This is a genomic window from Pseudoflavonifractor phocaeensis, from assembly GCF_038439875.1.
Taxonomy (GTDB): Bacteria; Bacillota; Clostridia; order Oscillospirales; family Oscillospiraceae; genus Vermiculatibacterium.
On record NZ_JBCDMT010000005.1, the window covers coordinates 341,533 to 366,266 of the forward strand.

Consider the following 24,734-nt stretch of genomic DNA (forward strand, 5'->3'; position numbering starts at 1 on the left):
CTTACTCCCCCTTTTCCTCGCTGGTCTCGGCCCCGTCCTCGGCGGGGGCTTCCTCGGCCTCTTCTTCGTGGTCGGTGCGGGCGATGGAGATGACCTTTGCGCCCTCGTCCAGGTTCATCAGCTTCACGCCCTGGGCGCCCCGGCTGTAACAGTTGATGTCGGCGCAGACCATGCGGATGATGACGCCGGCGTCGTTGATGACCAGCACGTCGTCATCGTCATTGACCACCTTGACCCCCACCAGGGGACCGGTCTTTTCGGTGATCTGGTAGCCCTTCAGGCCGTAGCCGCCCCGCTTCTGGGGCCCGTCGCCCCGGATGTACTCGTCCATCTCGGTGCGCTTGCCGTAGCCGTTTTCAGTGACCATGAGCACGTAGTGGCCGTATTTCGCCCGGGCGGCGCCCACCACGTAGTCCCCCTGCCGCAGGCGGATGCCCATGACGCCGCAGGCGTCACGGCCCATGCACCGCACGTCGTCCTCCTTGAAGCAGATGGTCATGCCGTTGTGGGTGGCAATCAAAATGGCTTGCTCCCCGTCTGTCTCCCGCACGGCGATGAGCTCATCGTCGGGGTCCAGGGTGATACAGCGGATGCCCGCCTTCCGGGCGGTGAAGATGGAGGAGAGCTGGATGCGCTTCACGGTGCCCTTCCGGGTCACCATGACGAGATACCGGTCCTCCGGGAACTCCCGCAGGTGGATCATGGCGGTGACCTTCTCCTCGGCCTCCAGGGGCAGGACGTTGACGATGGCCGTGCCCTTGGCCGTCCGGCCGGACTCGGGGATCTGGTAGCCCTTCTTCCGGTGGACCTTGCCCTTGTTGGTGAAGAACAGGAGGTAGTCGTGGGTGGAGGAGGTAAACACCGTCTCCACGTAGTCCTCCTCCTTGGTGGCCATGGCGGTGATGCCCTTGCCCCCCCGCTTCTGGGTGCGGTAGGTGGAGGCGGGCACCCGCTTGATGTAGCCCCCGGCGGTGAGGGTGAAGACGCACTCCTCCTCCTCGATGAGGTCCTCAATGTCGATCTCGTCCTCCACGTCCTGGATCTCAGTGCGCCGCTCGTCGCCGTACTTGTCGGCAATGGCCTGGAGCTCCTCCTTCAGCACTTGGCGGAGCATGGGCTCGGAGGCCAACAGCTCGTTAAAGTAGGCGATGCGCTCTTGAAGCTCCTTGTACTCGTTCTCCAGCTTCTCCCGGTTGAGGCCCTGGAGGGAGATGAGCCGCATGTCGCAGATGGCCTGGGCCTGCACGTCGGACAGGCCGAAGCGCTCCATCAGGTTTTCCTTGGCGTTGTCGTAGCTGGAGCGGATGATTTTGATGACCTCGTCGATGTGGTCCTGGGCGATGAGCAGGCCTTCCAGCAGGTGGGCCCGCTCCTGGGCCTTCTTCAGGTCGAATTTCGTCCGCCGGACAATGATCTCCTCCTGGAACTTGAGATACTCGTCGATGATGTGCCGCAGGGACAAAATCCGGGGCTGGGACTGGTTCTGCACCAGGGCCAGCATGTTGATGGCGAAGGAGGACTGCAGCTGGGTCTGAGCGAACAGCCGGTTGAGCACCACCTGGGGGTTGGCGTCCCGCTTGAGCTCAATGACGATGCGCATGCCGTTGCGGTCGGTCTCGTCCCGGATGTCGGAGATACCCTCCAGCCGCTTGTCCTCCACCTGCTCGGCCATGGACTTGATGAGCATCCGCTTATTGACCTGGTAGGGAAGCTCCGTGACGATGATGCGGATGCGGTCCTTGCCGAACTCCTCGAACTCGGTCCGGGCCCGGATGACCACCTTGCCCCGTCCGGTGGCGTAGGCGGAGCGGATGCCGGAGCGGCCCATGATGATGCCCTGGGTGGGGAAGTCGGGGCCCTTGATGTGCTCCATCAGGTCGGGCAGGGTGGATTCGGGGTCGTCCAGCACCTGGATGCAGGCCCCGATGACCTCCCGGAGGTTGTGGGGCGGGATGTTGGTGGCCATGCCCACGGCGATGCCGGAAGAGCCGTTCACCAGCAGGTTGGGGAAGCGGCTGGGCAGGACCCGGGGCTCCTTCCTCGTCTCATCGAAGTTGGGGTCCCAGTCCACCGTCTCCTTGTCGATATCCCGGAGCATTTCCTCGGAAATCTTGGACAGCCGGGCCTCGGTGTACCGGTAGGCGGCCGGGGGGTCGCCGTCCACGGAGCCGAAGTTGCCGTGGCCGTCCACCAGCATGTAGCGCATGGAAAAGTCCTGGGCCAGGCGCACCATGGCGTCGTAGACCGACTGGTCCCCGTGGGGATGGTAGCGGCCCAGCACGTCGCCCACGGCGGTGGCGCACTTGCGGAAGGCCTTGTCGTAGGTCAAATTGTCCTCGTACATGGCGTAGAGGATGCGCCGGTGGACGGGCTTCAGGCCGTCCCGCACGTCGGGCAGGGCCCGGCCCACGATGACGGACATGGCGTACTCGATGTAGGATTTTTCCATCTCGGGGACCAGGGGGGAGACCTCGATGGTCTGGTCCGGGTATCGGATCTCCTCCGGATCGTAATTGGGCTTCTTACTCATGTATTGATTTCCTCCTCTATTGAGGTAGCTTCCTTTTATTTCCTTCCGGCGGATGGGTCATTCGGCGCACAATTCGCTCACGGCCTGTTCCTTCCACTGATACTGCAAGGGGTCCAGTTCTTCCTGGGCGAAATGCCGCAGCCCGTATTTCAGGGACGACCCCCGCCCGGCCGTTGCGTCAAACCAGAGCCAATCCCCGTCCAGCAGAGCGATGTTCCACATATGATCCTGCCCCTGGTAGCTGCCGGATACGTTATAACAGCGGATGCCGGCTTTTTCAAACAGCAGCTTCACGGCGTTTGAATAGCCGCCGCAGATGGCGGTCCCGTCTTTCAGGGCGCCCAGCGCCGTCCGGGAGGCGTAGGGCATGTGCTCGAGGTCGCTTTCATAGCGCGGGTCGTAGTGGACCGTCTCCGTCACGAAGCTGAACAGGACCTCGGCCCGCTCCCGTTCCGTCATCGTATCCTCCAGAAGGTCTTCGATAACCTGGTCCGCCAACTGGCCGGCCTGTTCCAGCCCGTCCAGGCACTCGCTCATGGACAGGCCCGCCGCCGGACTGTACTCAATCTGGGTCCCGTCACGGTTCAGCGCGCACAGGATATAACCTCCGCCGCACTGCTGGAGCGCCCGGTTCATCATATCCGGCTCCAGCGCCCGGTTGGTGACCTTGATGGAGACCGGGTCCTTTCCCAGATGGGTGTCCGCCGCATGGATCAACTCATCCAAGGAAGATACCGATATCCCGGAAAATCCGTCTGGAAATTCCCCCGTTTGATAAGGCATGTACGAGAGCTCGCACAACAGCGTGTCCGCTTCCCAAGTAACGGCGATATCATACGCGTATTTCAGCCGTGGTTTGTCCCGCTGAATTTCGTAGTAAATATTAGTGACATCCAGGTCCGGCCGGTCGCTTAGCTCCGCTTCCGCGACGTTCAGTTCCACACGCTTGTGAAGCCCCTCGATGGCCGTCTCCAGTGCCGCACGGATCTCTTCCTTTCCCCTCACCGAAACGGGTCCCTCTTCCTCAGGCTGTTGAAGCGGACCTTCTGAAGGCGGCGGCACCTCTTCCGGGACCACGCTTTCTGTCGGGGAAACTGACTTTGGCGTCTCTTGTGGCTCCATTTGTTTTTCCGGCCCGGCGCCGCAGCTGGAAAGGAAAATCCCAATCATTGCTGTTATTAAAATAGAAACAAGTGCTCTCTTCGCGCCCATTGCTCGCTCCTCCGGGGCAACTCTCAGTAGTCCAGATTCACCGCGTACTTGGCGTTCTTCTCGATGAACTCCTTCCGGGGCTCCACTTTCTCCCCCATAAGGATGGTAAAGGTCTCGTCGGCGGCCACGGCGTCGTCCAGCTCAATGCGCCGCAGGGTCCGCTTCTCCGGGTCCATGGTGGTCTCCCACAGCTCGTGGGGGTCCATCTCGCCCAGGCCCTTATACCGGCTGATGTCGATTTTTGCGTTGGGGTTGTCCCCCCGCAGCTCGGCGGACACCTTGTCCCGCTCCTCGTCGGAGAAGGCCACCCGGGTCTGCTTGCCCCTGGTCAGCTTGTAGAGCGGCGGCACGGCGGAGTAGACGTACCCGTGCTCAATGAGGGGCCGCATGAAGCGGAAGAAGAAGGTCAGCAGGAGGGTGCGGATGTGGGCGCCGTCCACATCGGCATCGGCCATGATGATGATTTTGTGGTACCGGAGCTTGGCTGGGTCGAACTCGTCCCCGATGCCCGCCCCCAGGGCGGTGATGACAGGCTGGAGCTTATCGTTGCCGTAGACCTTGTCCGCCCTGGCCTTCTCCACGTTGAGCATCTTGCCCCACAGGGGGAGGATGGCCTGGAACCGGGAGTCCCGGCCCTGGGTGGCGGAGCCGCCGGCGGAGTCGCCCTCGACGATGTACAGCTCGGTGAGCTCGGGGTTGACCTCGTTGCAGTCCCGCAGCTTGTCGGGCATGGCGGCGCCGCCCAGAGCGGTCTTGCGCCGGATGGACTCCCGGGCCTTCCGGGCGGCCTCCCGGGCCCGGTTGGCGGTGAGGGCCTTGTCCAGGATGGCCCGGCCCGCCGCCGGGTTCTCTTCCAGGAATTCCGCGAATTTCTCCATCACCACGGCGTTGACCAGGGTCCGCATCTCGGAGTTGCCCAGCTTGGCCTTGGTCTGGCCCTCAAACTGGGCGTCGGTGAGCTTCACGGAGATGACGCAGCAAAGGCCCTCCCGGCAGTCCTCGCCAGAGACCTTCTCCTCGTTTTTCAGCATCCCGATCTTCTTGCCGTAGTTGTTCAAAACGGTGGTCAGCGCCCGCTTGAAGCCCTCCTCGTGCATGCCGCCCTCGGGGGTGTGGACGTTGTTGGCGAAGGAGAGGATCATCTCGTTGTAGCTGTCGTTATACTGGAAGGCCACCTCCGCCATGGAGCCGTCCTTCTGGCCGGAGACGTAGACCACGTTCTCGTGGAGGGGGCTCTTGGCCCGGTTGAGCCAGGTGACGAACTCCCGGATACCCCCCTCAAAGCACATGTCGTCCCGCTTCACATCCTCCGGGTCCCGGGCGTCCTCGGTGGAGATGTGGAGCCCGGCGTTGAGGAAGGCCTCCTCCCGCATGCGGGTGTGGAGGATGTCGTAGTCGTATACGGTGGTGTCGGTGAACATCTCCGGGTCGGGCTTGAAAATGACCTCGGTGCCGGTCTTGTCGGTGTCGCCGATGATGGTCATGTTCTGGGTGATGGCCCCCCGGGCGAACTTCACCTCGTAGATTTTCCCATCCTTGCAGACCCGGACCTCCATCCACTCGCTGAGGGCGTTCACGACGCTGCCGCCCACACCGTGGAGGCCGCCGGAGACCTTGTAGCCGCCGCCGCCGAACTTGCCGCCGGCGTGGAGGACGGTGTACACCACCTCCAACGCGGGCTTGCCGGTCTGGGCCTGGATGTCCACAGGGACGCCCCGGCCGTCGTCGGTGACCCGGATCACGTCGCCGGGGAGAATGGTGACGGTGATGTGCTTGCAGTAGCCCGCCAAAGCCTCGTCAATGGCGTTGTCCACGATCTCGTAGACCAGGTGGTGCAGGCCGGAGGAAGAGGTGGAGCCGATGTACATGCCCGGCCGCTTCCGCACGGCCTCCAGGCCCTCCAGGACTTGGATCTCCGACGCGTTGTACTCGTGGTCGGTCTGGGTGACGGAGTCCTCCCAAAGCTCTTCTGTGTCGTTCATGAATTCTTCACTCATAAGAAACCTCCTGGTGATTTGCGAAGCGCGGGAAACCGCTCTTCTTCCATAAAGCGGTTTCCACCGCTTCGCAACGCTGCGTTGTTTCGATCAGACTTTTGCCCTCCAGCGGAGGATCGCTTCCTTGATCTGTGTGACGATGAGCCAAACGAACCAAATGCACAGGTAATACACCGCCCAGTAGATGACCAGCGCGGTCAGACCCACTACCTCCAGCAGATAAACCAGGGACAGCACCACTCCAACCGCGCCCAGGATGGCGGGCAGGAGAAGGATCCACCTTTTTTTACTGAAAATGGAGAAAATCAGCTGAAGCCCCGCGCCCAGGCACAGGGGCACCGTCACCATAAAAAAGGCCGCCGCGCCGAACGCGGCCAGCAGAGGCAGGACCAGCATCACATGAAACAATTTTTTCCCTCCCCCTTACTCAAAACTGCCATTTTCCATCCGCCCCTTCAACGTAGCGGAGGACAGCTGGGACAGATAGACCACCGTCTCGCCCCTCTTGTCCCGGCACAGGGCGAAGGACTTGGGCAGGTCCCCGGTGATGCTCACCACCCGGCCCTCCCGCTCCGCCCGCTCCAGGAATCCCCGGGTCAGATGGGAATAGGAGGCGTTGTCCAGATCAAAGATGCCGATGATGTCCCGGTCGGGCACCACCACCGACTGGCCCAGATGCAGGTACATGGCCTCACCCCTTTCAAAGCTTTGCCTCAGCGCTCCCCATCGCCCCGCCACAGGGTTCTGATCAGCCGGGCCAGCCCGCCCAGCGCCAGACCGGCCCCGGCGGGCAGGATCAGGAACAGGATCGCCAGCCCGTCTCCCATTCCGCAGAACATCACGTCGCTTTTCGCCGCCTGTCCCGCGGCGATCATCCACAAAAACAGTCCCCCCGCCGGCAGGACCGCAAGGCTCTTCCAGCCCCGCTTCAGGCCGCAGAGGGCGTACTCAAGGACGCCGCAGCCGAGGAAAACGGCCCCGCTGAACAAAAAGAGCTCCACAACCGTCACTCCTTCCGCCGGGAAATGCCGTGCCGCCGGCCTCCCCGGAACTCCCCGGTCCCCGACGGCCATGTCCCTACTTCTTTTTCTCCCGGAACACCCTGGGGAACCAGAGTTTTTTCCACAGCCGCCAGCCCAGAAAAAGCCCCACGGCCAATCCCAAAGCGGGCAGGCCGGGGAAAAAGAGCAGTGTTTCGATGGGCGCGCCGCCGCCGCCGTCGTCCCAGCCGTGGTAGCGGAACAGGGTCACCGCCGAAACGGCGATGGCCAGGGCGGCGGGAGGGAGGCAGCGCCAAAACCTCTTTTTGGGGAAGCGGCACAGGATATATTCCACCACGGCCGCCGCCCCCAGGGGGATGAGAAAGAGCATCAGAAAAATGGGCATAGATCCATCCTTGTCACAGTAATTGTCCGTTTTTCACCCGGAACCGCATCCCGTCCCGGGCGATCTGTTTGTCGTCTTCACAGCAGGTGATGAACACCTGCCCGCCGTTGATGCGCTCCAATACGAAGGCCTGCCTCCGGTGGTCCAGCTCGGAGAGCACGTCGTCCAGCAGCAGGACGGGCCACTCCCCCGTGTCCTCCCGGAAGAGCTCCCGGCAGGCCAGCTTCAGGGAGAGGGCGGCGGTGCGGGTCTGCCCCTGGGAGGCGTATTGGCGGGCCGACTGCCCGTCCACTTCCACCGCCAGGTCGTCCTTGTGGGGCCCCGTCAGGCATTGGCGGGAATCCAGCTCCGCCCGCCGGTGGGACTGCTGGTGCTCCAACAACTGGTCCAGCAGGGTTTTCATCCCCGCCTCCGGATCGGTGACGGTGGAGACTGTCTCATACCGCAGCCCCAGCTTTTCCCGCCCGCCGGAAAATTCCAACTGGATGGGCGGGGCCAGATCGGCCAGCCGCCGGATGAAGTGGGCCCGGTAGTGGATGAGCACCGCCCCCACCTGGGCCATGCGGAGGTTGAAGTCGTCCAGGGTATCCAAAAGGGAGGGCTTCTCCTCCCAGTCCCGGAGGATGCGGGTCTTTTGCTCGTAGAGCCGCCGGTACTCGGCCAGAGCGGCGGCGTACTTGGGCCGGAGCTGGCAGATGCCGTCGTCCAGAAACCGCCGCCGGGCCGCCGCCCCCTCCCGGATGAGGGAGAGGTCCTCGGGGCAGAAAAGGATGGTATTGAGGACCTGGGACAGCTCCGCGGCCGTTTTCAGCCGCACCCCGTTGGAAAAGAGCTGCCGCCGCTCCCCCCGGTGGATCCTGGCCTCCAGGGTGAACTCCCGCTCCCTGGCGTGGACCTCCCCCTTTACAAAGGCGTGATCCACCCCGAACTGGATGAGCTCCCGGTCATACCGGGCCCGGTGGCTCTTTGCCGCGGACAGGTAGGCCATCGCCTCCAGCAGATTGGTCTTTCCCTGGGCGTTCTCCCCGCAGATCACGTTGACTCCCGGGGAAAACCGGGCCTCGGCATGGACGTAGTTGCGAAAAAAGTCCAGTTCCAGTCCTTGGACGGTCATTGGACGGTGAGCCTCACATCTCCCAGCTCCACCACGTCGCCGGGGCGCAGCTTCTTGCCCCGCATCTGGCACACCTCGCCGTTCACCTTCACCTCACCGGCCTGGATGCGCTGTTTGGCCTCGCCGCCGGTCTCCGCCGTGCCGGCGAACTTCAATAGCCCCTCCAGCTTGATATACTCCGTGGAGATCTTCACGGTCTCTTCTCTCATGTCCTCTCCTCCCCGGCCGGGCCGGCCCGGCCTCTCTCAGACGTTGGGACCCGGCGGTTTTTGATTGTTTCGTCCCCTTTGAGTATCCCCACCTCAGCCCGCGCTCAGCCGCACGGGGAGCACCATGAAGAGGTAGGGCTCCGCCCCCTCCTCGGCGTCGGTGGGCACGATGATGCAGGGGGAGGAACTGGTGCCCATCTTCAGCAGGGCGGTCTCGGTGGGCACCGCCTTGAGGGCGTCCATCAGCAGCCGGTTATTGAAACCGATCTTCAGCTCCCCGCCGTCCCCGGTGACTGGGCACTGGTCGGAGGCGTCGCCGATGGCGGTGCGGGTGGAGAAATACAGCATCCCGTCCCCCACCGTACACCGCAGGGGGCTCTTGAACTTCTCGCTGATAATCAGGCTCACCCGGTCGATGGAGGCCATGAGCTGGCGCACGTCGGCGGTGAGAAGCACCGTGCTCTTCCGGGAGATGGCCTGGCGGTAATCCAGGAACTCCCCCTCCAGCCGTCTCGTCACCAGGAGGGTGGAGCCCACCTGGAACATGATGTGCCGGGCCCCGGTGGTGATGGAGGCGGTCTCCTCCACGTCGGAGCAGATGCCCCGCACCTCGCTGAGGGCTGCACCGGGGACCACGAAGGAGAAGTCCATATTGGGGGCCTTCTCCAGCGTCTCCCGCCGGATGGCCAGCCGTTGTCCGTCCACCGAGACCACGGACAGGGTGGAACCGTTCACCTCAAAGAGGGAGCCGGTGAGGATGGGGCGGCTCTCGTTGTCGCTGACGGCGAACAGGGTGCGGTTGATCATGTCCGCCAGGGTGGACTGGGCCAGCTCCAGGGCGTTCTGGGGCTCCACAGCGGGGAGCTCGGGGAACTCCTCAGGGTCGATGCCCTGAATGTTGAATTCACTCATGCCGCACTGGATGTGGACGGTGAGGCCCTCGGCGGAAAAGGAAACCATATCGTCGGGCAGGCGGCGGACGATGTCCCCGAAGAGCCGGGCGGACAGCACCAGGGAACCGCCCTCCGCCACCTGGGCGGGGACCACGGTGCGGATGCCGGTCTCTAGGTTATAGCCGGTAAGGCGCAGTTCGCTGTCCGCCTCCAGCAGGATGCCTTCCAGAGCGGGAATAGAGCTCTTGGGCGCGGTAGCCCGGGAAGAGGTGGCGATGGCCGCTTGGAGCAGGGCCTTTTCACAGGAAAACTTCATGGTTGAGACCTCCGTTCGATTCTCTCTTCGCAAGGAGAGGAGAGGGTTTTTTGTCGTATTAGTAAGCCGTAGGGAAATTTCTTGTGGAAACCGGCTGAAAAGGGCTGGGCCTGTAAGGAAAAGTCGTCCACAGTGGGGTGGGGACGGTTTTTTCCCTTATCCACAGGGCGGGCGGGGGAGGACAGGTTATCCACACCCCTCTTTCCACATTCCCACAAAACCGGGTGGAAATGTGGACGGCGCCCAGGGCCGGAACGAGCCCTTATTCATACCGGGCGTTGATGTTGGCGTTGATGTCCTTGATGACCTCGGCCATCTCCGGGGACTGCTTGGTCAGCTTTTCAATCCGTTCGATGGAGTGCATCACCGTGGTGTGGTCCCGGCCGTCGAACTCCCGGCCGATCTCCTTGAGGGAGAGGTTGGTCATCCGCCGGATCTCATACATGGCGATCTGCCGGGCCAGAACGGTGTCCTTGTTCCGGGCCTGTCCCTTGATGTCCCCGGCCTCGATGTTGTAAAACTTCCCAACTTCTTCGATGATGATGTCCGCCGAGGGGAGAAATTCCGTCTTGTCCTTGAACATGTCCCGCACCGCCCGGGTGACGGTGTCCACGTCCACCTGCTCCCCCATCAGCTCTTGAAAAGCAAGGATCTTGTTGACGGTGCCCTCGATCTGCCGGACGTTGGCGGTGATGTTGTCAGCGATGTAGCGCAGCACCGGATCGGGCAGGTTCATGCCCCGGCGGATGGCCTTGTTCTTGATGATGGCCACCCGGGTCTCGTAGTCCGGGGGCTGTACGTCCACGGGCAGGCCCCACTCGAACCGGGTTTTCAGCCGGTCGTCCAGCCGGAGCATCTCCTTCGGGGGGCGGTCGGCGGTAAAGACGATCTGACGGCCCGCCTCGTAGAGGGTGTTGAAGGTGTGGAACATCTCCTCCTGGGTGGACTCCCGCCCGGCGATAAACTGCACGTCGTCCATGAGGAACACGTCGGCGGAGCGGTATTTTTCCCGGAACTCCTGGTTCCGGCCCTCCCGGATGGCGGCGATAAGCTCATTGGTGAAGGTGTCCCCCCGGATGTAGACGATGCGGTAATCGGGGTACTGGCCGTGGATGGCGTGGGCGATGGCGTAGAGCAGGTGGGTCTTGCCAAGGCCCGACTCACCGTAAATGAACAGAGGGTTGTAGCTTTTGGCCGGCTCGTCTGCCACGCTGCGGGCGGCGGCGTAGGCGAACTTGTTGGAGGAGCCCACCACGAACTTGTCGAAGGTGTACTCCTCCGTCCCCGGCAGGAAGGTGGAGGAGCCGGCCTTTTCCAGGCTCTCCCGCTCTCCCTCCCCCAGCACCTTCACGTCGAAGTCGGCGGAAAAAAGCTCCCGCAGGGCCTTTTGGACAGCGGGCAGGTAGCGGGAGACGATGATGTCCCGTTTGAAGTTGGAGGGGGTATAGAGGACAAAGGTGTCCGTGTCCAGAGAGACTGCCTCTGCGTCGTCGAACCAGGTGCTCAGGGTGGTGGCGGTCAGGTCGCCCTCCATCAGTTTGAGGACCCTTGTCCAGATCTCGGCGGCGGAATTCATATCGTAGATCACCCGTTTCTTTTGGTGGGATACCTTTATTATAATGTATCCAACCTATTATAGCAAAAAATCAGGGCCATGGCAACGTGAAACGGTCTTTCAGGGTGAAAAATTTCCACAATTCACGAAGGAAGTTGTGGATAAAAATTCAGAAAACACAAGATATAGGGGAGCGGAAAAAACCGGGACAAAAAAATCCGAAAAAGGTGGTTGACAGGGGAATTCTTTATCAAGTATAATACCATTTGCGCCTTGTAGGCGCGTATTTGTCATCGACGACCGCGTCCGGCTGACCCCGGGCGTTGTGGTAGGCGGGGCTACGGCGCCGCCAGAACGAGTACAGGAGGTGTACCAAAATGGTTCGTACCTATCAGCCCAAGAAGCGTCAGCGCAGCAAGGTCCACGGCTTCCGCAAGCGTATGGCGACCGCCAACGGCCGCAAGGTCCTGGCCCGGCGCCGCCGTGCAGGCCGCGCCCGTCTGACCCACTAAGGTGGAAAAGCAACCAAATAGGGCATTTTGAGCGGGGCGGTGGAACTTTTCTACCGCCCCTGCGGTGCATAGAGCGAATTTTGAGCGGGAGGCGGAGCCGGTGCGCGACACAAGATCCATGAAGGAAAACCATCTGTTCCGCCGCCTCTACGCCAAGGGCAAAAGCGCCGTATCCCCCACCCTGGCGGTGTACGTGCGGAAAAACCGGCTGGGCTATACCCGCCTGGGCCTCACCGTGGGCACCAAGGTGGGCAAGGCGGTGCGCCGCAACAAGGTCCGCCGCCGGATCCGGGAGGCTTACCGCATCCACGAGGGGCAGATGACCCCCGGCTGGGATATGGTGGTGGTGGCCCGGGTGCGGGCCGCCTACGCCCCTTACGCCGAGTTGGAGCGGGACCTGCTTCGCCTGCTGGACAAGCTGGGCGTGCGGAAAGGGGAGGGGAAGCCGTGAAGGCCCTCTTCCTATGGCTCATCCGCTTTTACCAGCGGAACATCTCTCCCGCCCGGCCCTCCTGCTGCCGCTTCATCCCCACCTGCTCGGCCTACGCCCTGGAGGCGGTGGAAAAGTACGGAGCCCTCAAGGGGGGCTTTCTGGCCCTGCGCCGCATCCTCAAATGCCAGCCCTTCCACCGGCAAAAGACCATCGAATACGACCCCGTCCCTTAGGCCTTGTCTGAAACAGGCTGCCCGGCAGGTTCCTATGTTTTTAGATAAGGCCCGGAAGAAGCCTTTCCCAAAAGGGGAGGCCTACCTCAACCAAAGAAAGTGGAGGCCATGTCCATGGATTTCGCCTATTACATCATGACGCCCTTCACCTGGCTGCTGATGTTCTTCTACAATTTCTTCAACAGCTACGGTGTGGCCCTCATCCTCTTCGCCCTGGTGGTGAAGCTCATTTTGTTCCCCCTGTCCCTGAAGGGAAAGCGGAGCATGATCCAGATGAACATGCTCTCGGGGAAAATGCAGAAGCTCCAGAAGCAGTACGGCAAGGACCAGGCCCGGTATAACGAGGAGGTCCAGAAGCTCTACGCCAAGGAGAACGTCAATCCCATGGGGGGCTGCCTGTGGTCCATGCTCCCCCTGCTCATCCTGCTGCCCCTGTACGCCATCATCCGCCAGCCGTTGAAGTACATGATGGGGCTGGACGCCAACCAGATCGCCCAGATCGCCAACACGGTGGACTGGGGCGCGGTGGCCACCAGCATGGGCTGGGCCACCCCCGACGCCATCCAGAAAGCGCTGGAGGCCGCCCAGAAGGCGGTGGAGGCCGGCACCCTCACTGTGGTGAGCGATTTTGCCAACAACGGCTATAACCAGCTGTATCTGGCCTCCCTCATCACCCCGGATAACCTGGCCGCGATCCAGGCCGCCGTGGGAACCACCGCCAAGGAGATCTTCTCCATCAACTTCCACTTCCTGGGCATCGACCTGTCCCAGGTGCCCAATCTGAAGTTCTGGGTGGAGGGCATCGCCGGCTTCGGTCTGTTCCTCATCCCCATCATTTCGGCGGGCTCCAGCGTGTTCATGTCCCTCATCATGAACAAGACCAACAACCTCAATAACACCCAGCAGAATGATCAGGTGGCCAAGACCAACCGGACCATGATGCTCATCTCCCCCCTGATCTCCCTGTGGATCGGCTTTTCCATGCCCGCGGCCCTTTCCGTGTACTGGATCGCCAACAATATCCTGGGCCTGGGGCAGGAGCTGATCTGCGGCAAGCTCCTCAAAAAGGACTACGAGAAGGCCGCCGAGGCCCAGCGCCAGCGGGAGATCGAGGAGAAAGAGGAAGAGAAGCGCCAGCGCCGGGAAAAGGCGGAGGAGCGGGCCCGCCAGGCCGAGGAGGCCCGGAAGAACAAGGGCAAGAAGAAGGCCAAGGAGCCCGACGAGGAGAAGATGACCCCCGAGCAGCGGGAGGCCAGCCGGGTGGGTATCCGCCAGTACGCCCGGGGCCGGGCCTACGATCCCGACCGCTACGGCGGCGTGACCCCCTACCATGAGGATCTGGCCGCTGGGGCTGTCCAGAAGATCCAGGAGGCCGAGGAAGCCGCCGAGGACCGCCGCCTGGAGGAGGCCGAAAAGGCCGCCCAGGAGCGCCCCGACGCCGAGGTGATCGTGACGGATGACGCCGCCCTGGCCGACGCGGTGGGCGAGGACGTTCAGAACGGGGCCGAAGAGGTCGAGGAAGACCTTGTGGAGCGGCTGGAGGCGGAGATCAGCGAAGCCCTGGCCGAGGACGAGGACAAGCCCAAGGAAGACTGACACATTCCCCACGGGAAGGAGATAAAAGTCTATGCAGAAATCCGTTGAATTTACCGGCAAGAATGAGGACGCGGCCATTGCCGCCGCGTTGCAGCAGCTTGGCCTGGCCCGGGAAGAGGTCTCCGTAGAGGTGCTGGAGCTGGCCAAGTCCGGCTTCCTGGGCATCGGCGGCACCCCCGCCAAGGTGAAGGTGACCTACGAGGTCCCTGACGAGCCCCAGGCGGCCCCCCAGCCCGCCCCTGCCCCCGCCGCCCAGGAGGAGGCCCCTGTCTCCGCCGCCCCCGCGGAGGAGCCCTGCCGCCCCGTGGAGGCCGCCTGCCCGGCCGCTGCCGAGGGGGATGAGCGGGCCGAGAAGATCAAGAGCTTCCTCTCCGGCCTTTTGGAGCGCATGGAGATCCAGGCCGATCCCCAGGTGAAGGTGGACGCCGAGGGCAACTACCTGGTGGACCTGGTGGGGGAGGACCTGGGGGCCGTGATCGGCCGCCGGGGAGAGACCCTGGACGCCATTCAGCAGCTCACCGGCTACGCCGTCAACCACGGCCAGGCCAAGCGGGTCCGGGTCCGGGTGGACGCCGAGCACTACCGCTCCAAGCGGGAGGAATCCCTGGAGCGGATGGCCCACCGGGTGGCCGACAAGGTGGTGCGCTACCGCCGGAACGTGACGCTGGAGCCCATGAACGCCTATGAGCGCCACGTCATCCACACCGCCCTCCAGGATCGGCCCGACGTGACTACTTATTCCATCGGCACCGAGCCCAACCGCCGCACGGTGGTGGCTTACAGCCAGGGAGAGCGCCGGGACTAAAATCCCAGCAGGAAACGCAAAAAAGGACCGCTGTCGTATGACAGCGGTCCTTTTTCAACGGTTTGGAAACGGGGAGAGGCGCTCAGGCCTCCTCGTCCAGCGGCTCGGGTGGGGCGGGGGTCCGGTCCAGCTCGTCCAAAAACTGGCTCACCAGCGGCACCGCCAGCCCGGCGGCCAGGAAGGAGCAGGACACCCCGGCCAGCCGCCGGGCGAACCTGCTCTTGAGGGAGAGCCCCGCCAGAGTCCCGGTGGCCAGCAGGCAGATCTTCAGGGCCGCCATGTCCTCCAGGTCCATCTTTTTGATGTACCGCCGTCCCGCGTCGGTCAGCTGTTCCAAGTCGATACTCATAAAAGGCGCTCCTTTCTCAATAGCGGCGGATCACGGCCACCACCCGGCCCAGGAGGGCGGCGCCCTCCCCGTCGATGGGCTCGTAATCCGGGTTTTCCGGCATGAGCCAAATATGCCCGTCGATGCGGCGCAGGGTCTTTACCGTGGCCTCATCCTCAAAGAGGGCCACCACGATGTCCCCGCTGCGGAAATTCTCCTGCCGGTGGACCACCACCAGGTCCCCGGGCAGGATGCCGGCGTTCAGCATGGACTCCCCCCGGACCTTCAGGGCGAAATGCTCCCCGGCCAGCCCGCCGGTGTCAAAGGTGAGGTATTCCTCCACGCACTCCTCGGCCAGGATGGGGCTGCCGGCGGCCACGCTGCCCACCACGGGCACCTGGTCGGGGTGGGCGTCCAGCTCCTCGGCCACCGCCTCCCGGGGGAGGGAGATGGCCCGGGTCTTGCCGTCGGCCTTGAGGATGTATCCCTCGGCCTCCAGCTTTTTCATGTGAAAGTGAACGGTGGAGGGGGACTTCAAATGCACCGCGGCCCCGATCTCCCGCACGGAGGGGGGATAGCCGTGGCTGCGGGTGTACTGGAGGATGAAGTCGTAGATTTCTCCCTGCTTTGGGGTGAGCGGCGCGGCCATAGAGACCCCTCCTTATTTTAGATAGTTGTATCCTATCACAGATTGACCAAAATGTCAAACATCTGTTCTAAGAATTCGTTTACAATTTAGACTTGATTTTCCGGTTTCATCAGCGTATACTACGTAAGCATCCTAATTATCAGGGTACGAACGATTGGAGATGATACCATGTACTGCGCGGACGAACCCAGCGCCTTTTTCCACGGGCTTCATCAGGCCCACCGGAAACGGGTGATGGAGGAACAGGCCCTTCGGGGGCTGGCCGACCTGGGCTCCCCCATGCTGCTGCTGGTCCTGCTCCACGGGGAGCAGCGGGGAGTGGACTTTTCCCAGCGGGAGGTGGCCAGAGCCATGCGGCTGTCCCCGGCCACGGTGGCGGTGTCCCTGCGGTCCCTGGAGCGCTCGGGCTATGTGGGCCGCCGGGCCGATGAGCGGGACGCCCGCCGCAACCGGGTGGCCCTCACCGACAAGGGCCGCCGGGCGGTGGAACAGTGCAACGAGCTGTTCCGGGCGGTGGATGAGCAGATGCTCCAGGGCTTTTCCGACCAGGAAAAGACCCAGCTCACCGGGTTTTTCCACCGTATGATGGAAAACTTGGGCGGCACCCCTGATTTTCCCTGTCCACCCCCAGAAGCAAAGGAGGAATCTTAACTTGCTGCAAATCTTTCTCACCCATCTTCAGGGCTACAAGAAGGTGGCCGTCCGGGCCCCCATCCTGATGGTCCTGGAGGTCATCTGCGAACTGCTGCTGCCCCTGGTCATGGCCCGGATCGTGGATGTGGCCATCCCCTCGGAGAACGTGACCTACATCTTTCAGCTGGGCGGGGCCATGCTGCTGCTGGCCGGCGTCTCCATGGCCTGCGGCGTCCTGGGCTCCAAATACGCCTCTTACGCCAGCCAGGGCTTCGGCGGCAACCTGCGCCAGGCCCTCTTCGATAAGGTCCAGACCTTTTCCTTCGCGGACATCGACCGCTTTTCCTCCGCCTCCCTCATCACCCGGATGACCAACGACGTCAACGCCATGACCATGATGCTGGCCATGGGCCTGCGGATGCTGGTGCGGGCGCCGGTGATGCTGGTGGCGGCGCTGATCATCAGCATCACCCTCAACGCCAAGCTGGCCCTGGTGCTGGCGGTGGTCATCCCCGTCATGGCCGTCATCATCGCCTTCATCATGAAGGTGTGCACCAAGCTCTTCGAGGCCATGCAGAAGAAAATCGACAGCCTCAACAACACCCTCCAGGAAAACCTGGTGGCCATCCGGGTGGTGAAGGCCTTCGTCCGGGCGGGCTACGAGCGCACCAAGTTCAAAAAGGCCAACGACGAGCTGATGGAGGCCGCCCTGAACGTGGGGCTAAAGATCATCGCCATCATGCCCATCATGATGCTGTGCATGAACGGCGCCACCATCGCGGTGGTCTTTTTCGGCGGCCGGATGGTGATGGAGGGCTCCTTCCTGCTGGGGGACCTCCAGGCCTTCATCAACTATATCTTCCAGATTTTGATGAGCGTGATGATGGTGGCCATGTCCCTTCTCCAGCTCTCCCGGGCCCAGGCCTGCGCCCACCGGATCAACGAGGTGCTGAACACCGAGCCCGACATTGAGGATACCGTCGAGTCTCAGACCGCGGCCCTCCCCGCCCCCAAGGGCCAGGTGGAATTCAAGGACGTGTCCTTCAAGTACGTGGCCACCGGCACCGGGGACGACGTGCTCTCCCACATCAGCTTCACCGTGCAGCCCGGCCAGTTTGTCGCCATCGTGGGCGGCACCGGCGTAGGCAAGTCGTCGCTCGTGAACCTCATCCCCCGGTTCTACGACGTCACCGGCGGGGCTATCCTGGTGGACGGCAAGGACGTGCGGGACTACCCCCTGGAGGAGCTGCGCGCCCGCATCGGTATGGTGCTGCAAAACAACGTCCTCTTCTCCGGCACCATCCGGGAAAACCTCCTCTGGGGCAGGCCGGACGCCACCGAGGAGGAGATGATCCAGGCCGCCAAGGACGCCCAGGCCTACGACTTTATCATGGCCCTGCCCAATGGCTTCGACACCCACATGGAGCAGGGCGGCGTCAACGTCTCCGGCGGCCAGAAGCAGCGGTTGTGCATCGCCCGGGCCATGCTGCGCAAGCCCGCCATCCTCATCCTGGACGACTCCACCTCCGCCGTGGACTCGGCCACCGAGGCGGCCATCCGGGAGTCCTTCCAGAAGAACCTGGCGGGGACCACCGTCATCATCATCGCCCAGCGGATCTCCTCGGTGCAGTACGCCGACGAGATCTTGGTGCTGGACGACGACCACATCGCCGGCCAGGGCACCCACGAGGAGCTCCTCGCCAGCAATCCCATCTATCAGGAAATCTACCAATCTCAGCAAGAGGGGGTGGCGGAATAATGCCAGGACCGAACCGCGCCCCCAGAGGGGGCTATCAAAAGCCCAAGAACATGGGCAAGACCATCTCCCGCCTGCTGGGCTACCTGACCCGCAATCCTCTGCCCCTGCTTTTGGTGATCGGGTGCCTGCTGGTGTCGGTGCTGACCAACCTGGGCGGCTCCTACATGATGCGGGGCATCATCAACGACTTCATCTGGTCGGGCTGCACCGACTTCGCCGGGCTGGGCCTGGCCATTCTGAAGCTCATCGGCATCTATGTGGTGGGCTGCCTCGCCACCTACGGCCAGTCGGCCACCATGGTCCGTCTGGCCCAGCGGGGGGTCAACCGGCTGCGCAAGGACCTCTTCGACAAGCTCCAAGACCTGCCCCTGGCCTACTTTGACAACCATCCCCACGGCGAGCTGATGAGCCGCTTCACCAACGACGCCGACAACGTCCAGATGGCCCTGGAGCAGAGCGTGGTCTCCCTCCTGTCCAGCTGCCTCATGTTCGTGGGCCTCGTGGGGCTGATGCTCTTCATCAACTGGAAGCTGTTCCTGGTGACCCTGGTGGTGCTGGCGGTGACCATGCTCCTCTTCAAGTACCTGGGGGGCAAGAGCCGCAGGTTCTACCGGGAGCAGCAGGCCGCCCTGGGCGCCGTCAACGGCAACATCCAGGAGATGATCGAGGGGCTCAAGGTGGTCAAGGCCTTCACCCATGAAAACCAGGCCAAGGCCGACTTTAAGGAACTCAACGACACCTACCGGGACGCGGCCCAGAAGGCCAACTTCTACTCCACCATGATCATGCCGGTCTCGGGCAACCTGATGAACATCAGCTACGCCCTCACCGCGGCGGCGGGGGGCCTCCTCTCCGTGCTCCAGGGCTTCGACCTTGGCGGGCTGGTGGTGTATCTCAACTACTCCAAGCAGGTGGGCCAGCCCTTGAACCAGATCTCCCAGCAGATGACCTCCCTCCTCTCCGCCATGGCGGGGGCCGAGCGTATCTTTGAGGTCATGGACACCCAGCCCGAGGTGGACGAGGGCAAGATCACCCTGGTCCGGGCCAAAAAGGCCGCCGACGGCACCATCACCGAGGCCGCCGAGGGCGAGCGCACCCACTGCTGGGCCTGGAAGGTGCCGGAAAACCCCCGCATGACCCTGGTGCCCTGCGTCAAGGCCGCCGACGGCACCCTCCAAGAGTGCGGCGAGGATACACCGGACCACCTGTGGGCCTGGAAGTACCCCCAGGGGGACCCGGCCCAAGGCCTGCACCGCATCCGGGGCGCGGTGGCCAGGAGAGAGGGCTACGCCCTGGCCGAGCTCACCGGCGCCGTGCGGTTCCAGGACGTGGACTTCTCCTACGTCCCGGGCAAGCAGATTTTGAACGACGTGACGGTGTACGCCAACCCCGGCCAGAAGATCGCCTTCGTGGGCTCTACCGGCGCGGGCAAAACCACCATCACTAACCTCATCAACCGCTTCTATGAGATCCAGAGCGGCGTCATCACCTACGGCGGCATCGACGTGAAAGAGATACGCAAGGACGACCTTCGCAAGTCCCTGGGGGCCGTCCTCCAGGACACCCACCTCTTCACCGGAACGGTGATGGAGAACATCCGCTACGGCCGCCTGGACGCCACCGACGACGAGTGCATCGCCGCGGCCAAGACCGCCGGAGCCCACTCCTTTATCCGCCGCCTTCCCGACGGGTATAACACCCTGGTCACCGGGGACGGGGGCAACCTCTCCCAGGGCCAGCGGCAGCTGTTGGCCATCGCCCGGGCCGCCGTGGCCGACCCCCCGGTGATGATCCTGGACGAGGCCACCTCCTCCATCGACACCCGCACCGAGGCCCTCATCCAAAAGGGCATGGACGCGCTGATGGAGGGGCGGACGGTCTTCGTCATCGCCCACCGGCTCTCCACGGTCCGCAACGCTGACTGCATCGTGGTCATCGAGCACGGCGAGATCCAGGAGAAGGGCAGCCACGCCGAGCTGCTGGAGGAAAAGGGCCGGTATTACCAGCTCTACACCGGCCAGTTCCAGCTGGACTGAGAAACAGTAAGGACCACCCGCCTTCCGGCGGGTGGTCCTTTTTTTGTCTCGCTCCCCCGAAGTTGTCCAAAGAGAACAAGAAACCCCCGTCCTCCTACTCCGCAGCAGTCTCGTAGTTTGGAGGCCCTTAGGCTTCCCCTGGGGGAAGCTGGCTGCGAAGCAGACTGATGAGGGGAACCTAATGTTTAGTAGGGCCTCTTCCCATGTCCCCAGTTTCCCTCATCCGTCAGCCCTCCGGGCTGCCACCTTCTCCCTAGGAGAAGGCCAGGACCACCCTAAATCAAGCACGTGTCAGCGAAAGCGGCGCAAGAGGGACCACGGGTCGCACAGACGCACCCGTGCTTTTCCCCCTATCAACGGGCAGTAGACCTCCAACCAAAAAGGGAATCTGCGCCCAGGTCAACACCAAGACTTTTCTTTGGGGGTCTGGGGGAGGTTTCTTTTTCTCGGGAAAAGAAACCTCCCCCAGAAAACCCACGTCCCAACATGCAGTCAGCAGCCAACCAAACGAAAACATCCCTCATCCCAGCAGATTAAACCCACTGGTTTCCTTGTATTTTCTTCGGTAGTGTGCTACCATAAAACATAACCAAGCAACCCCTCGATTATTTGTTGAAAATTCACAAGGAGGAGAAACACATGGATTACAACATGAAGGGCAAGGTAGCCATCATCACCGGCGGCGGCAAGGGCGGCGGCATCGGCTACGGCCTGTCCACCGCCTTTGCCAAGGAGGGCGTGAACCTGGTGGTCACCGGCCGGAACGTGAAAAAGCTCACCGACGCCAAGGAAGAGCTGGAGCGGCTTTACGGCGTCCAGGTGCTTGCCATGCAGTGCGACGGCGGCGTGGAGGAGCAGGTGGCCCACGTGGTGGAGGAGACCGTCAAGACCTTCGGCCGCATCGACTTCGTGATCAACAACGCCCAGAACTCCGCCTCCGGCGTGCCCCTGGCCGAGCACACCAAGGAGCAGTTCGACCAGGCCGTCTACTCCGGGCTGTACGCCACCTTCTTCTATATGAAGCACTGTTACCCCGAGCTGAAAAAGACCAAGGGCAGCGTGGTGAACTTCGCCTCCGGTGCGGGCCTCTTCGGCAAGCCCGGCCAGAGCAGCTACGCCGCCGCCAAGGAGGGCATCCGGGGGATGACCCGTGTGGCCGCCACCGAGTGGGGCCCCGACGGCATCAACTGCAACATCATCTGCCCCCTGGTGATGACCGACGCCCTGGCCAAGTGGAAGGAGGAGTACCCCGCGGTCTACGAGCAGACCATCAAGGGCATCCCCGCTGGCCGCTTCGGCGACCCCGAGCTGGACATCGGCCGCACGGCGGTGTTCCTGTGCTCCGAGGGGGCCAAGTATATCTCCGGCGAGTGCATCACCATGCAGGGCGGCAGCGGACTGCGCCCCTGAGGAAAAACAAAAAGAGCCCCCGGCCGTAGGCCGGGGGCTCTTTTCTATGGATGCACGTTACACCGCCTTTCGTAGCGTCTTTCAAGGGCGCAGCCTTTTAGGCTTCCCCTGGGGGAAGCTGGCTGCGAAGCAGACTGATGAGGGGAACTTATCTCTTTAGCAGGGCCTTTGTTGTTATCCCCAGTTCCCCTCATCCGTCAGCCCTCCGGGCTGCCACCTTCCCCCGAGGGGAAGGCAAAGTGCATGTGCGAATAGGGCACTTATCAATCAAGAACACGTCAGCGGCAGCGGCGCAAGGAGACCCACGTGTCGCACAGCCGCACCCGCGCTTATCCCCCGATCTTCGGGCAGTAGACCTCCTACCAAAAAGGGAATCTGCCCCCAGGTCAGCACCAATAGCCTTTTCTTTGGGGGTCTGGGGGAGATTTCTTTTCCCGAGGAAAAGAAACCTCCCCCAGAAGTTCCGCACCTCGGGGTGCGCCCTGCCAGCAAACAAAAAAGGCTTCACCCCTCCAGCGACAGATACACCGACCCCGCCGCCCGGGCAAAGAGCCGTGCCCCCGCCAGCGCCTCCTGAAGGGTGTTCCCGTGGCTCCCCACCTCCACCAGCAGGGACCCAGGCGTCAAATTCTGGTTGTACACCGACTGCCGCAGGGTCATGGGCCGGGCCAGGGTGGGGTAGAGGGTGTCCAGGCTCTTCTGGAGCCGGGCGGCCAGGGCCAGGTTTTCCTCCCAGCCCGGGTGGTCCCCGCCCCCGGCGCTGCTGCCCACCACCAGCATCACCTGGGCCGTCTTTACCCCGTCGATGGTGGTGACGGCCTTGTAGACCGTCCCGTCGCTCCCCACCAGGGCGTCCCGGTGGACGTCCAGCACCAGCTTGATGGTGGGGTATTGCCGTAAGTATTCCTCCACCGCCGGGCCGGACCGGCCGTAGGAGCCGTTATACTGGGGGTAGTCGTACATCCCCCGGTCGTGGAGAACGGACAGCCCCATCTCGGTGAATACCCGCTCCATCTCGTCCCCCACCCGGATCATGTTGCAGTTCTCATCCAGGGTCCGGGTGTTGTTGTCGCTGGGGGTATAGATGTCGGTGCCGTCCTGGGTGTAGGCCTCGGTGGCGTGGGAGTGGATGATGAGGATCTGGGGCCCGTCGGCCGCGGGGGAGAGAGCGATGTTGAGGCTCCGGCTGGCCGCCGCGGCCAGGTCCACCACCAGATCGGTCCGGTTGTAGAGGTAGAGCCCCGCCCCGGTGACGTAGCCCTGGGTGGTGGTGGGGACCAGCGTCCGCTCCACGATGTCCCCCGGCGCCGCGGTGGTCTGGGGCGGCTCGGTGATGTCGTCGTGGTCCGGGGCGGGCTGGGCGTCGGGGAGACGCTCCACAGGGGCCGCCGGCCTGGTCCCGCCCGCCGGATTGGCCGCCAGCAGGGGGGACTGCTCCACCGCGAGCCGCTGCCAAAAGGAGAGGGCGCCGTCATGGACGGGCCCCAGCTCGGTGCGCAGGGCGGCGGTGACGAAGTCCTCGCTGCTCCCCAGGATCTCCGCCGCCCCGGTGACCGCCCCGGCCCCCGCCCCCATCAGCAGGAGCCACAGGGCGATGGTGGCCAGAAACAGGGCGGCGCCCCGCCGGAAGAGCCGTCCCCACTTGATTTTTTGCCGCATTTGCTTGTCCCTTCCCTTCTTCTTTTGTTTCACCACCACTCTATGCGGCCCGGGGCGGGAATATGAAAAGAACCCCCGGCGGCCCAAAGTGGGCCGCCGGGGGTTCTATGAAAAGGGGAGGGGACTCCCCGCCAGGGTCACCAGCCGAAGCTGAAGGGCCAGGAGGAGCGGCCCTGCTGCTGGGTGGATTGCTGCTGCTGGACCTGCTTGTAGTTCTCCTGGAGCTTGGCCATGGCGTCGGCCCGCTCCTGGGTGGCCTCATCCAGGGTGACCGAGATGGTCTGGTTCTGCCCTTCCCGGTAGACGGTGAAGGTGACGGTGTCCCCGGCCTTGTAGTTCTTCACGGCGGAGGAGAGCTGCTTGGAAGAGGTGACGGCGGTGTCGTTCACGGCGGTGATGACGTCCCCGGCCTTCAGCCCGCTCTTATCCGCGCAGGAGTCCTCCAGAACGGACTCCACGTAAGCGCCGGAGGGAATGCCGTAACGCAGGGTGGCCTCGCTGGAGACATCGTTCATCAGGATGCCCACGTTGGGCTTGCCGGTGACGTAGCCGTGCTCCATGATGGAGGTGACCATGTCCTTCACGTCGTTGATGGGGATGGCGAAGCCGATGCCCTCAATGGAGGCGGAAGAGGAGGAGGCGGAAGAGGAGTACTTGGCGGAGGTGATGCCGATGACCTCGCCGTACAGGTTGAACAGGGGCCCGCCGGAGTTGCCGGAGTTGATGGCGGTGTCGGTCTGGAGCATGTTCATGATCTCGCCGTTCTCCATGGTGATGGCCCGGTCTTTGGCGGAGACGGAGCCGGAGGTGTAGGTGAAGGTCAGCTCCCCCAAGGGATTGCCGATGGCGCAGACCTGCTCGCCCACCACCAGGTTGTCGGAATCGCCCAGGGTCACGGGGGTGAGGCCGGTGGCCTCGATCTTCAGCACGGCGATGTCGTTGGCCTCCTCGCCGCCCACCAGCTTGGCGTCGTAGGTGGTGCCGTCCACGAAGGCCACCTTGATGGAGGAGGCGCCGTCGATGACGTGGTAATTGGTGAGGATGTATCCGTCCTGGGTCACCACGAAGCCGGAGCCGGCGGCGGCCCCCTTCACGGTCTGGCCCCAGTAGTTGGTGGTGACCAGCTCGGTGGTGATGCCCACGGTGGAGCCCACATTGGCGGCGTAGACCTGGGCGCCGGTCATGGGCTGCCCCGTCTTTACGTTGGACATGGTCACGGCCACGGGCTCGTGGGTGCCCTCGTAGAGGACGGTGCTGTTCCTGCCCCAGCCCCCGGCGAAGTGGACGGCCGCGCCGCCCATGGCGCCGCCCACCAGGGCGCAGGCCAGGCACAGGGCGGCGATCCTGCCGCCGGCGCCCTTGGCCTTCTTCTTGGGGACGGCTTCTACCTTGTATGCGTCGGTGACGATGGGTTCCTCGTTCATCCGGTTATAGTCATTGTAATACATAACTGCTCGCTCCTTCGTGTC

The 24,734-nt window shown here is 63.2% G+C and carries 24 protein-coding genes; 9 read left to right on the forward strand and 15 right to left on the reverse strand.

Annotated features, from left to right (window positions below):
* Nucleotide 1: 1 nt before the first annotated feature.
* The 11 genes from gyrA to dnaA form a co-directional block, all read right to left on the reverse strand.
* A complete protein-coding gene (gene gyrA, locus AAEU42_RS11335; protein ID WP_342233666.1) occupies nucleotides 2-2,530 on the reverse strand; it encodes a DNA gyrase subunit A in 2,529 nt (842 codons plus the stop codon).
* Between the two features lie 57 nt (nucleotides 2,531-2,587).
* Complete coding sequence (locus AAEU42_RS11340) at nucleotides 2,588-3,535, reverse strand: transglutaminase domain-containing protein (RefSeq protein WP_342233667.1); 948 nt, start codon at nucleotides 3,533-3,535, stop codon at nucleotides 2,588-2,590.
* A gap of 230 nt (nucleotides 3,536-3,765) precedes the next feature.
* Entirely contained in the window at nucleotides 3,766-5,739 is a 1,974-nt protein-coding gene (gene gyrB, locus AAEU42_RS11345; protein WP_425288212.1) for a DNA topoisomerase (ATP-hydrolyzing) subunit B, read from the reverse strand.
* A gap of 90 nt (nucleotides 5,740-5,829) precedes the next feature.
* The gene (locus AAEU42_RS11350; RefSeq protein WP_342233668.1) at nucleotides 5,830-6,147 is read right to left on the reverse strand and encodes a hypothetical protein; all 318 of its coding nucleotides are present in this window, start codon (nucleotides 6,145-6,147) and stop codon (nucleotides 5,830-5,832) included.
* Between the two features lie 15 nt (nucleotides 6,148-6,162).
* Complete coding sequence (gene remB / locus AAEU42_RS11355) at nucleotides 6,163-6,426, reverse strand: extracellular matrix regulator RemB (protein WP_342233669.1); 264 nt, start codon at nucleotides 6,424-6,426, stop codon at nucleotides 6,163-6,165.
* Nucleotides 6,427-6,452: 26 nt separating this feature from the next.
* Entirely contained in the window at nucleotides 6,453-6,740 is a 288-nt protein-coding gene (locus AAEU42_RS11360) for a hypothetical protein (protein ID WP_342233670.1), read from the reverse strand.
* A 76-nt stretch (nucleotides 6,741-6,816) separates the two neighbouring features.
* A complete protein-coding gene (locus AAEU42_RS11365) occupies nucleotides 6,817-7,125 on the reverse strand; it encodes a Tat pathway signal protein (protein ID WP_342233671.1) in 309 nt (102 codons plus the stop codon).
* 13 nt (nucleotides 7,126-7,138) lie between these two features.
* Nucleotides 7,139-8,239 carry a DNA replication/repair protein RecF gene (gene recF, locus AAEU42_RS11370; protein WP_342233672.1) on the reverse strand — a complete coding sequence of 367 codons (1,101 nt, stop codon included), beginning with the start codon at nucleotides 8,237-8,239 and terminating at the stop codon, nucleotides 7,139-7,141.
* Nucleotides 8,236-8,448: an RNA-binding S4 domain-containing protein gene (locus AAEU42_RS11375; protein ID WP_342233673.1), complete on the reverse strand. Its 213-nt coding sequence runs from the start codon at nucleotides 8,446-8,448 to the stop codon at nucleotides 8,236-8,238. The genes recF and AAEU42_RS11375 overlap by 4 nt, the downstream gene beginning before the upstream one ends.
* Before the next feature lie 93 nt (nucleotides 8,449-8,541).
* A complete protein-coding gene (gene dnaN, locus AAEU42_RS11380) occupies nucleotides 8,542-9,657 on the reverse strand; it encodes a DNA polymerase III subunit beta (RefSeq protein WP_342233674.1) in 1,116 nt (371 codons plus the stop codon).
* 262 nt (nucleotides 9,658-9,919) lie between these two features.
* The gene (dnaA, locus tag AAEU42_RS11385; protein ID WP_342233675.1) at nucleotides 9,920-11,245 is read right to left on the reverse strand and encodes a chromosomal replication initiator protein DnaA; all 1,326 of its coding nucleotides are present in this window, start codon (nucleotides 11,243-11,245) and stop codon (nucleotides 9,920-9,922) included.
* Between the two features lie 344 nt (nucleotides 11,246-11,589).
* Here dnaA and rpmH point away from each other — a divergent pair, with 344 nt between their 5' ends.
* The 5 genes from rpmH to jag all read left to right on the forward strand — a co-directional run bounded on the left by rpmH (nucleotide 11,590) and on the right by jag (nucleotide 14,791).
* Nucleotides 11,590-11,724, forward strand: a complete 135-nt coding sequence (gene rpmH, locus AAEU42_RS11390; RefSeq protein ID WP_342233676.1) for a 50S ribosomal protein L34 — start codon at nucleotides 11,590-11,592, stop codon at nucleotides 11,722-11,724.
* Between the two features lie 100 nt (nucleotides 11,725-11,824).
* Entirely contained in the window at nucleotides 11,825-12,175 is a 351-nt protein-coding gene (gene rnpA / locus AAEU42_RS11395) for a ribonuclease P protein component (RefSeq protein ID WP_342233677.1), read from the forward strand.
* Nucleotides 12,172-12,390 carry a membrane protein insertion efficiency factor YidD gene (gene yidD, locus AAEU42_RS11400; RefSeq protein ID WP_342233678.1) on the forward strand — a complete coding sequence of 73 codons (219 nt, stop codon included), beginning with the start codon at nucleotides 12,172-12,174 and terminating at the stop codon, nucleotides 12,388-12,390. The genes rnpA and yidD overlap by 4 nt, the downstream gene beginning before the upstream one ends.
* 114 nt (nucleotides 12,391-12,504) lie before the next feature.
* Entirely contained in the window at nucleotides 12,505-13,986 is a 1,482-nt protein-coding gene (locus AAEU42_RS11405; RefSeq protein WP_342233679.1) for a YidC/Oxa1 family membrane protein insertase, read from the forward strand.
* Between the two features lie 31 nt (nucleotides 13,987-14,017).
* On the forward strand, nucleotides 14,018-14,791 hold the full coding sequence (gene jag, locus AAEU42_RS11410) for an RNA-binding cell elongation regulator Jag/EloR (RefSeq protein WP_342233680.1): 774 nt from the start codon (nucleotides 14,018-14,020) through the stop codon (nucleotides 14,789-14,791).
* Between the two features lie 82 nt (nucleotides 14,792-14,873).
* Here jag and AAEU42_RS11415 read toward each other — a convergent pair whose 3' ends face one another.
* Both AAEU42_RS11415 and lexA read right to left on the reverse strand, forming a co-directional pair.
* Nucleotides 14,874-15,140, reverse strand: a complete 267-nt coding sequence (locus tag AAEU42_RS11415) for a hypothetical protein (protein WP_342233681.1) — start codon at nucleotides 15,138-15,140, stop codon at nucleotides 14,874-14,876.
* A gap of 16 nt (nucleotides 15,141-15,156) precedes the next feature.
* A complete protein-coding gene (lexA, locus tag AAEU42_RS11420) occupies nucleotides 15,157-15,768 on the reverse strand; it encodes a transcriptional repressor LexA (protein WP_342233682.1) in 612 nt (203 codons plus the stop codon).
* A 168-nt stretch (nucleotides 15,769-15,936) separates the two neighbouring features.
* Here lexA and AAEU42_RS11425 point away from each other — a divergent pair, with 168 nt between their 5' ends.
* The 4 genes from AAEU42_RS11425 (at nucleotide 15,937) to AAEU42_RS11440 (ending at nucleotide 21,606) form a co-directional block, all read left to right on the forward strand.
* Nucleotides 15,937-16,419 (forward strand): MarR family winged helix-turn-helix transcriptional regulator, encoded by a 483-nt coding sequence (locus AAEU42_RS11425; RefSeq protein WP_342233683.1) that lies wholly within the window; start codon nucleotides 15,937-15,939, stop codon nucleotides 16,417-16,419.
* Nucleotide 16,420: 1 nt separating this feature from the next.
* Nucleotides 16,421-18,160, forward strand: coding sequence for an ABC transporter ATP-binding protein (locus AAEU42_RS11430; protein WP_342233684.1), 1,740 nt, complete (start codon nucleotides 16,421-16,423; stop codon nucleotides 18,158-18,160).
* Complete coding sequence (locus AAEU42_RS11435) at nucleotides 18,160-20,196, forward strand: ABC transporter ATP-binding protein (RefSeq protein WP_342233685.1); 2,037 nt, start codon at nucleotides 18,160-18,162, stop codon at nucleotides 20,194-20,196. The genes AAEU42_RS11430 and AAEU42_RS11435 overlap by 1 nt, the downstream gene beginning before the upstream one ends.
* Before the next feature lie 639 nt (nucleotides 20,197-20,835).
* The gene (locus AAEU42_RS11440) at nucleotides 20,836-21,606 is read left to right on the forward strand and encodes an SDR family NAD(P)-dependent oxidoreductase (RefSeq protein ID WP_342233686.1); all 771 of its coding nucleotides are present in this window, start codon (nucleotides 20,836-20,838) and stop codon (nucleotides 21,604-21,606) included.
* Nucleotides 21,607-22,110: 504 nt separating this feature from the next.
* Here the strand turns inward: AAEU42_RS11440 and spoIIP are convergent.
* A complete protein-coding gene (gene spoIIP, locus AAEU42_RS11445; protein ID WP_342233687.1) occupies nucleotides 22,111-23,265 on the reverse strand; it encodes a stage II sporulation protein P in 1,155 nt (384 codons plus the stop codon).
* 137 nt (nucleotides 23,266-23,402) lie between these two features.
* Entirely contained in the window at nucleotides 23,403-24,713 is a 1,311-nt protein-coding gene (locus AAEU42_RS11450; protein ID WP_342233688.1) for a S1C family serine protease, read from the reverse strand.
* Nucleotides 24,714-24,734 lie beyond the last annotated feature (21 nt).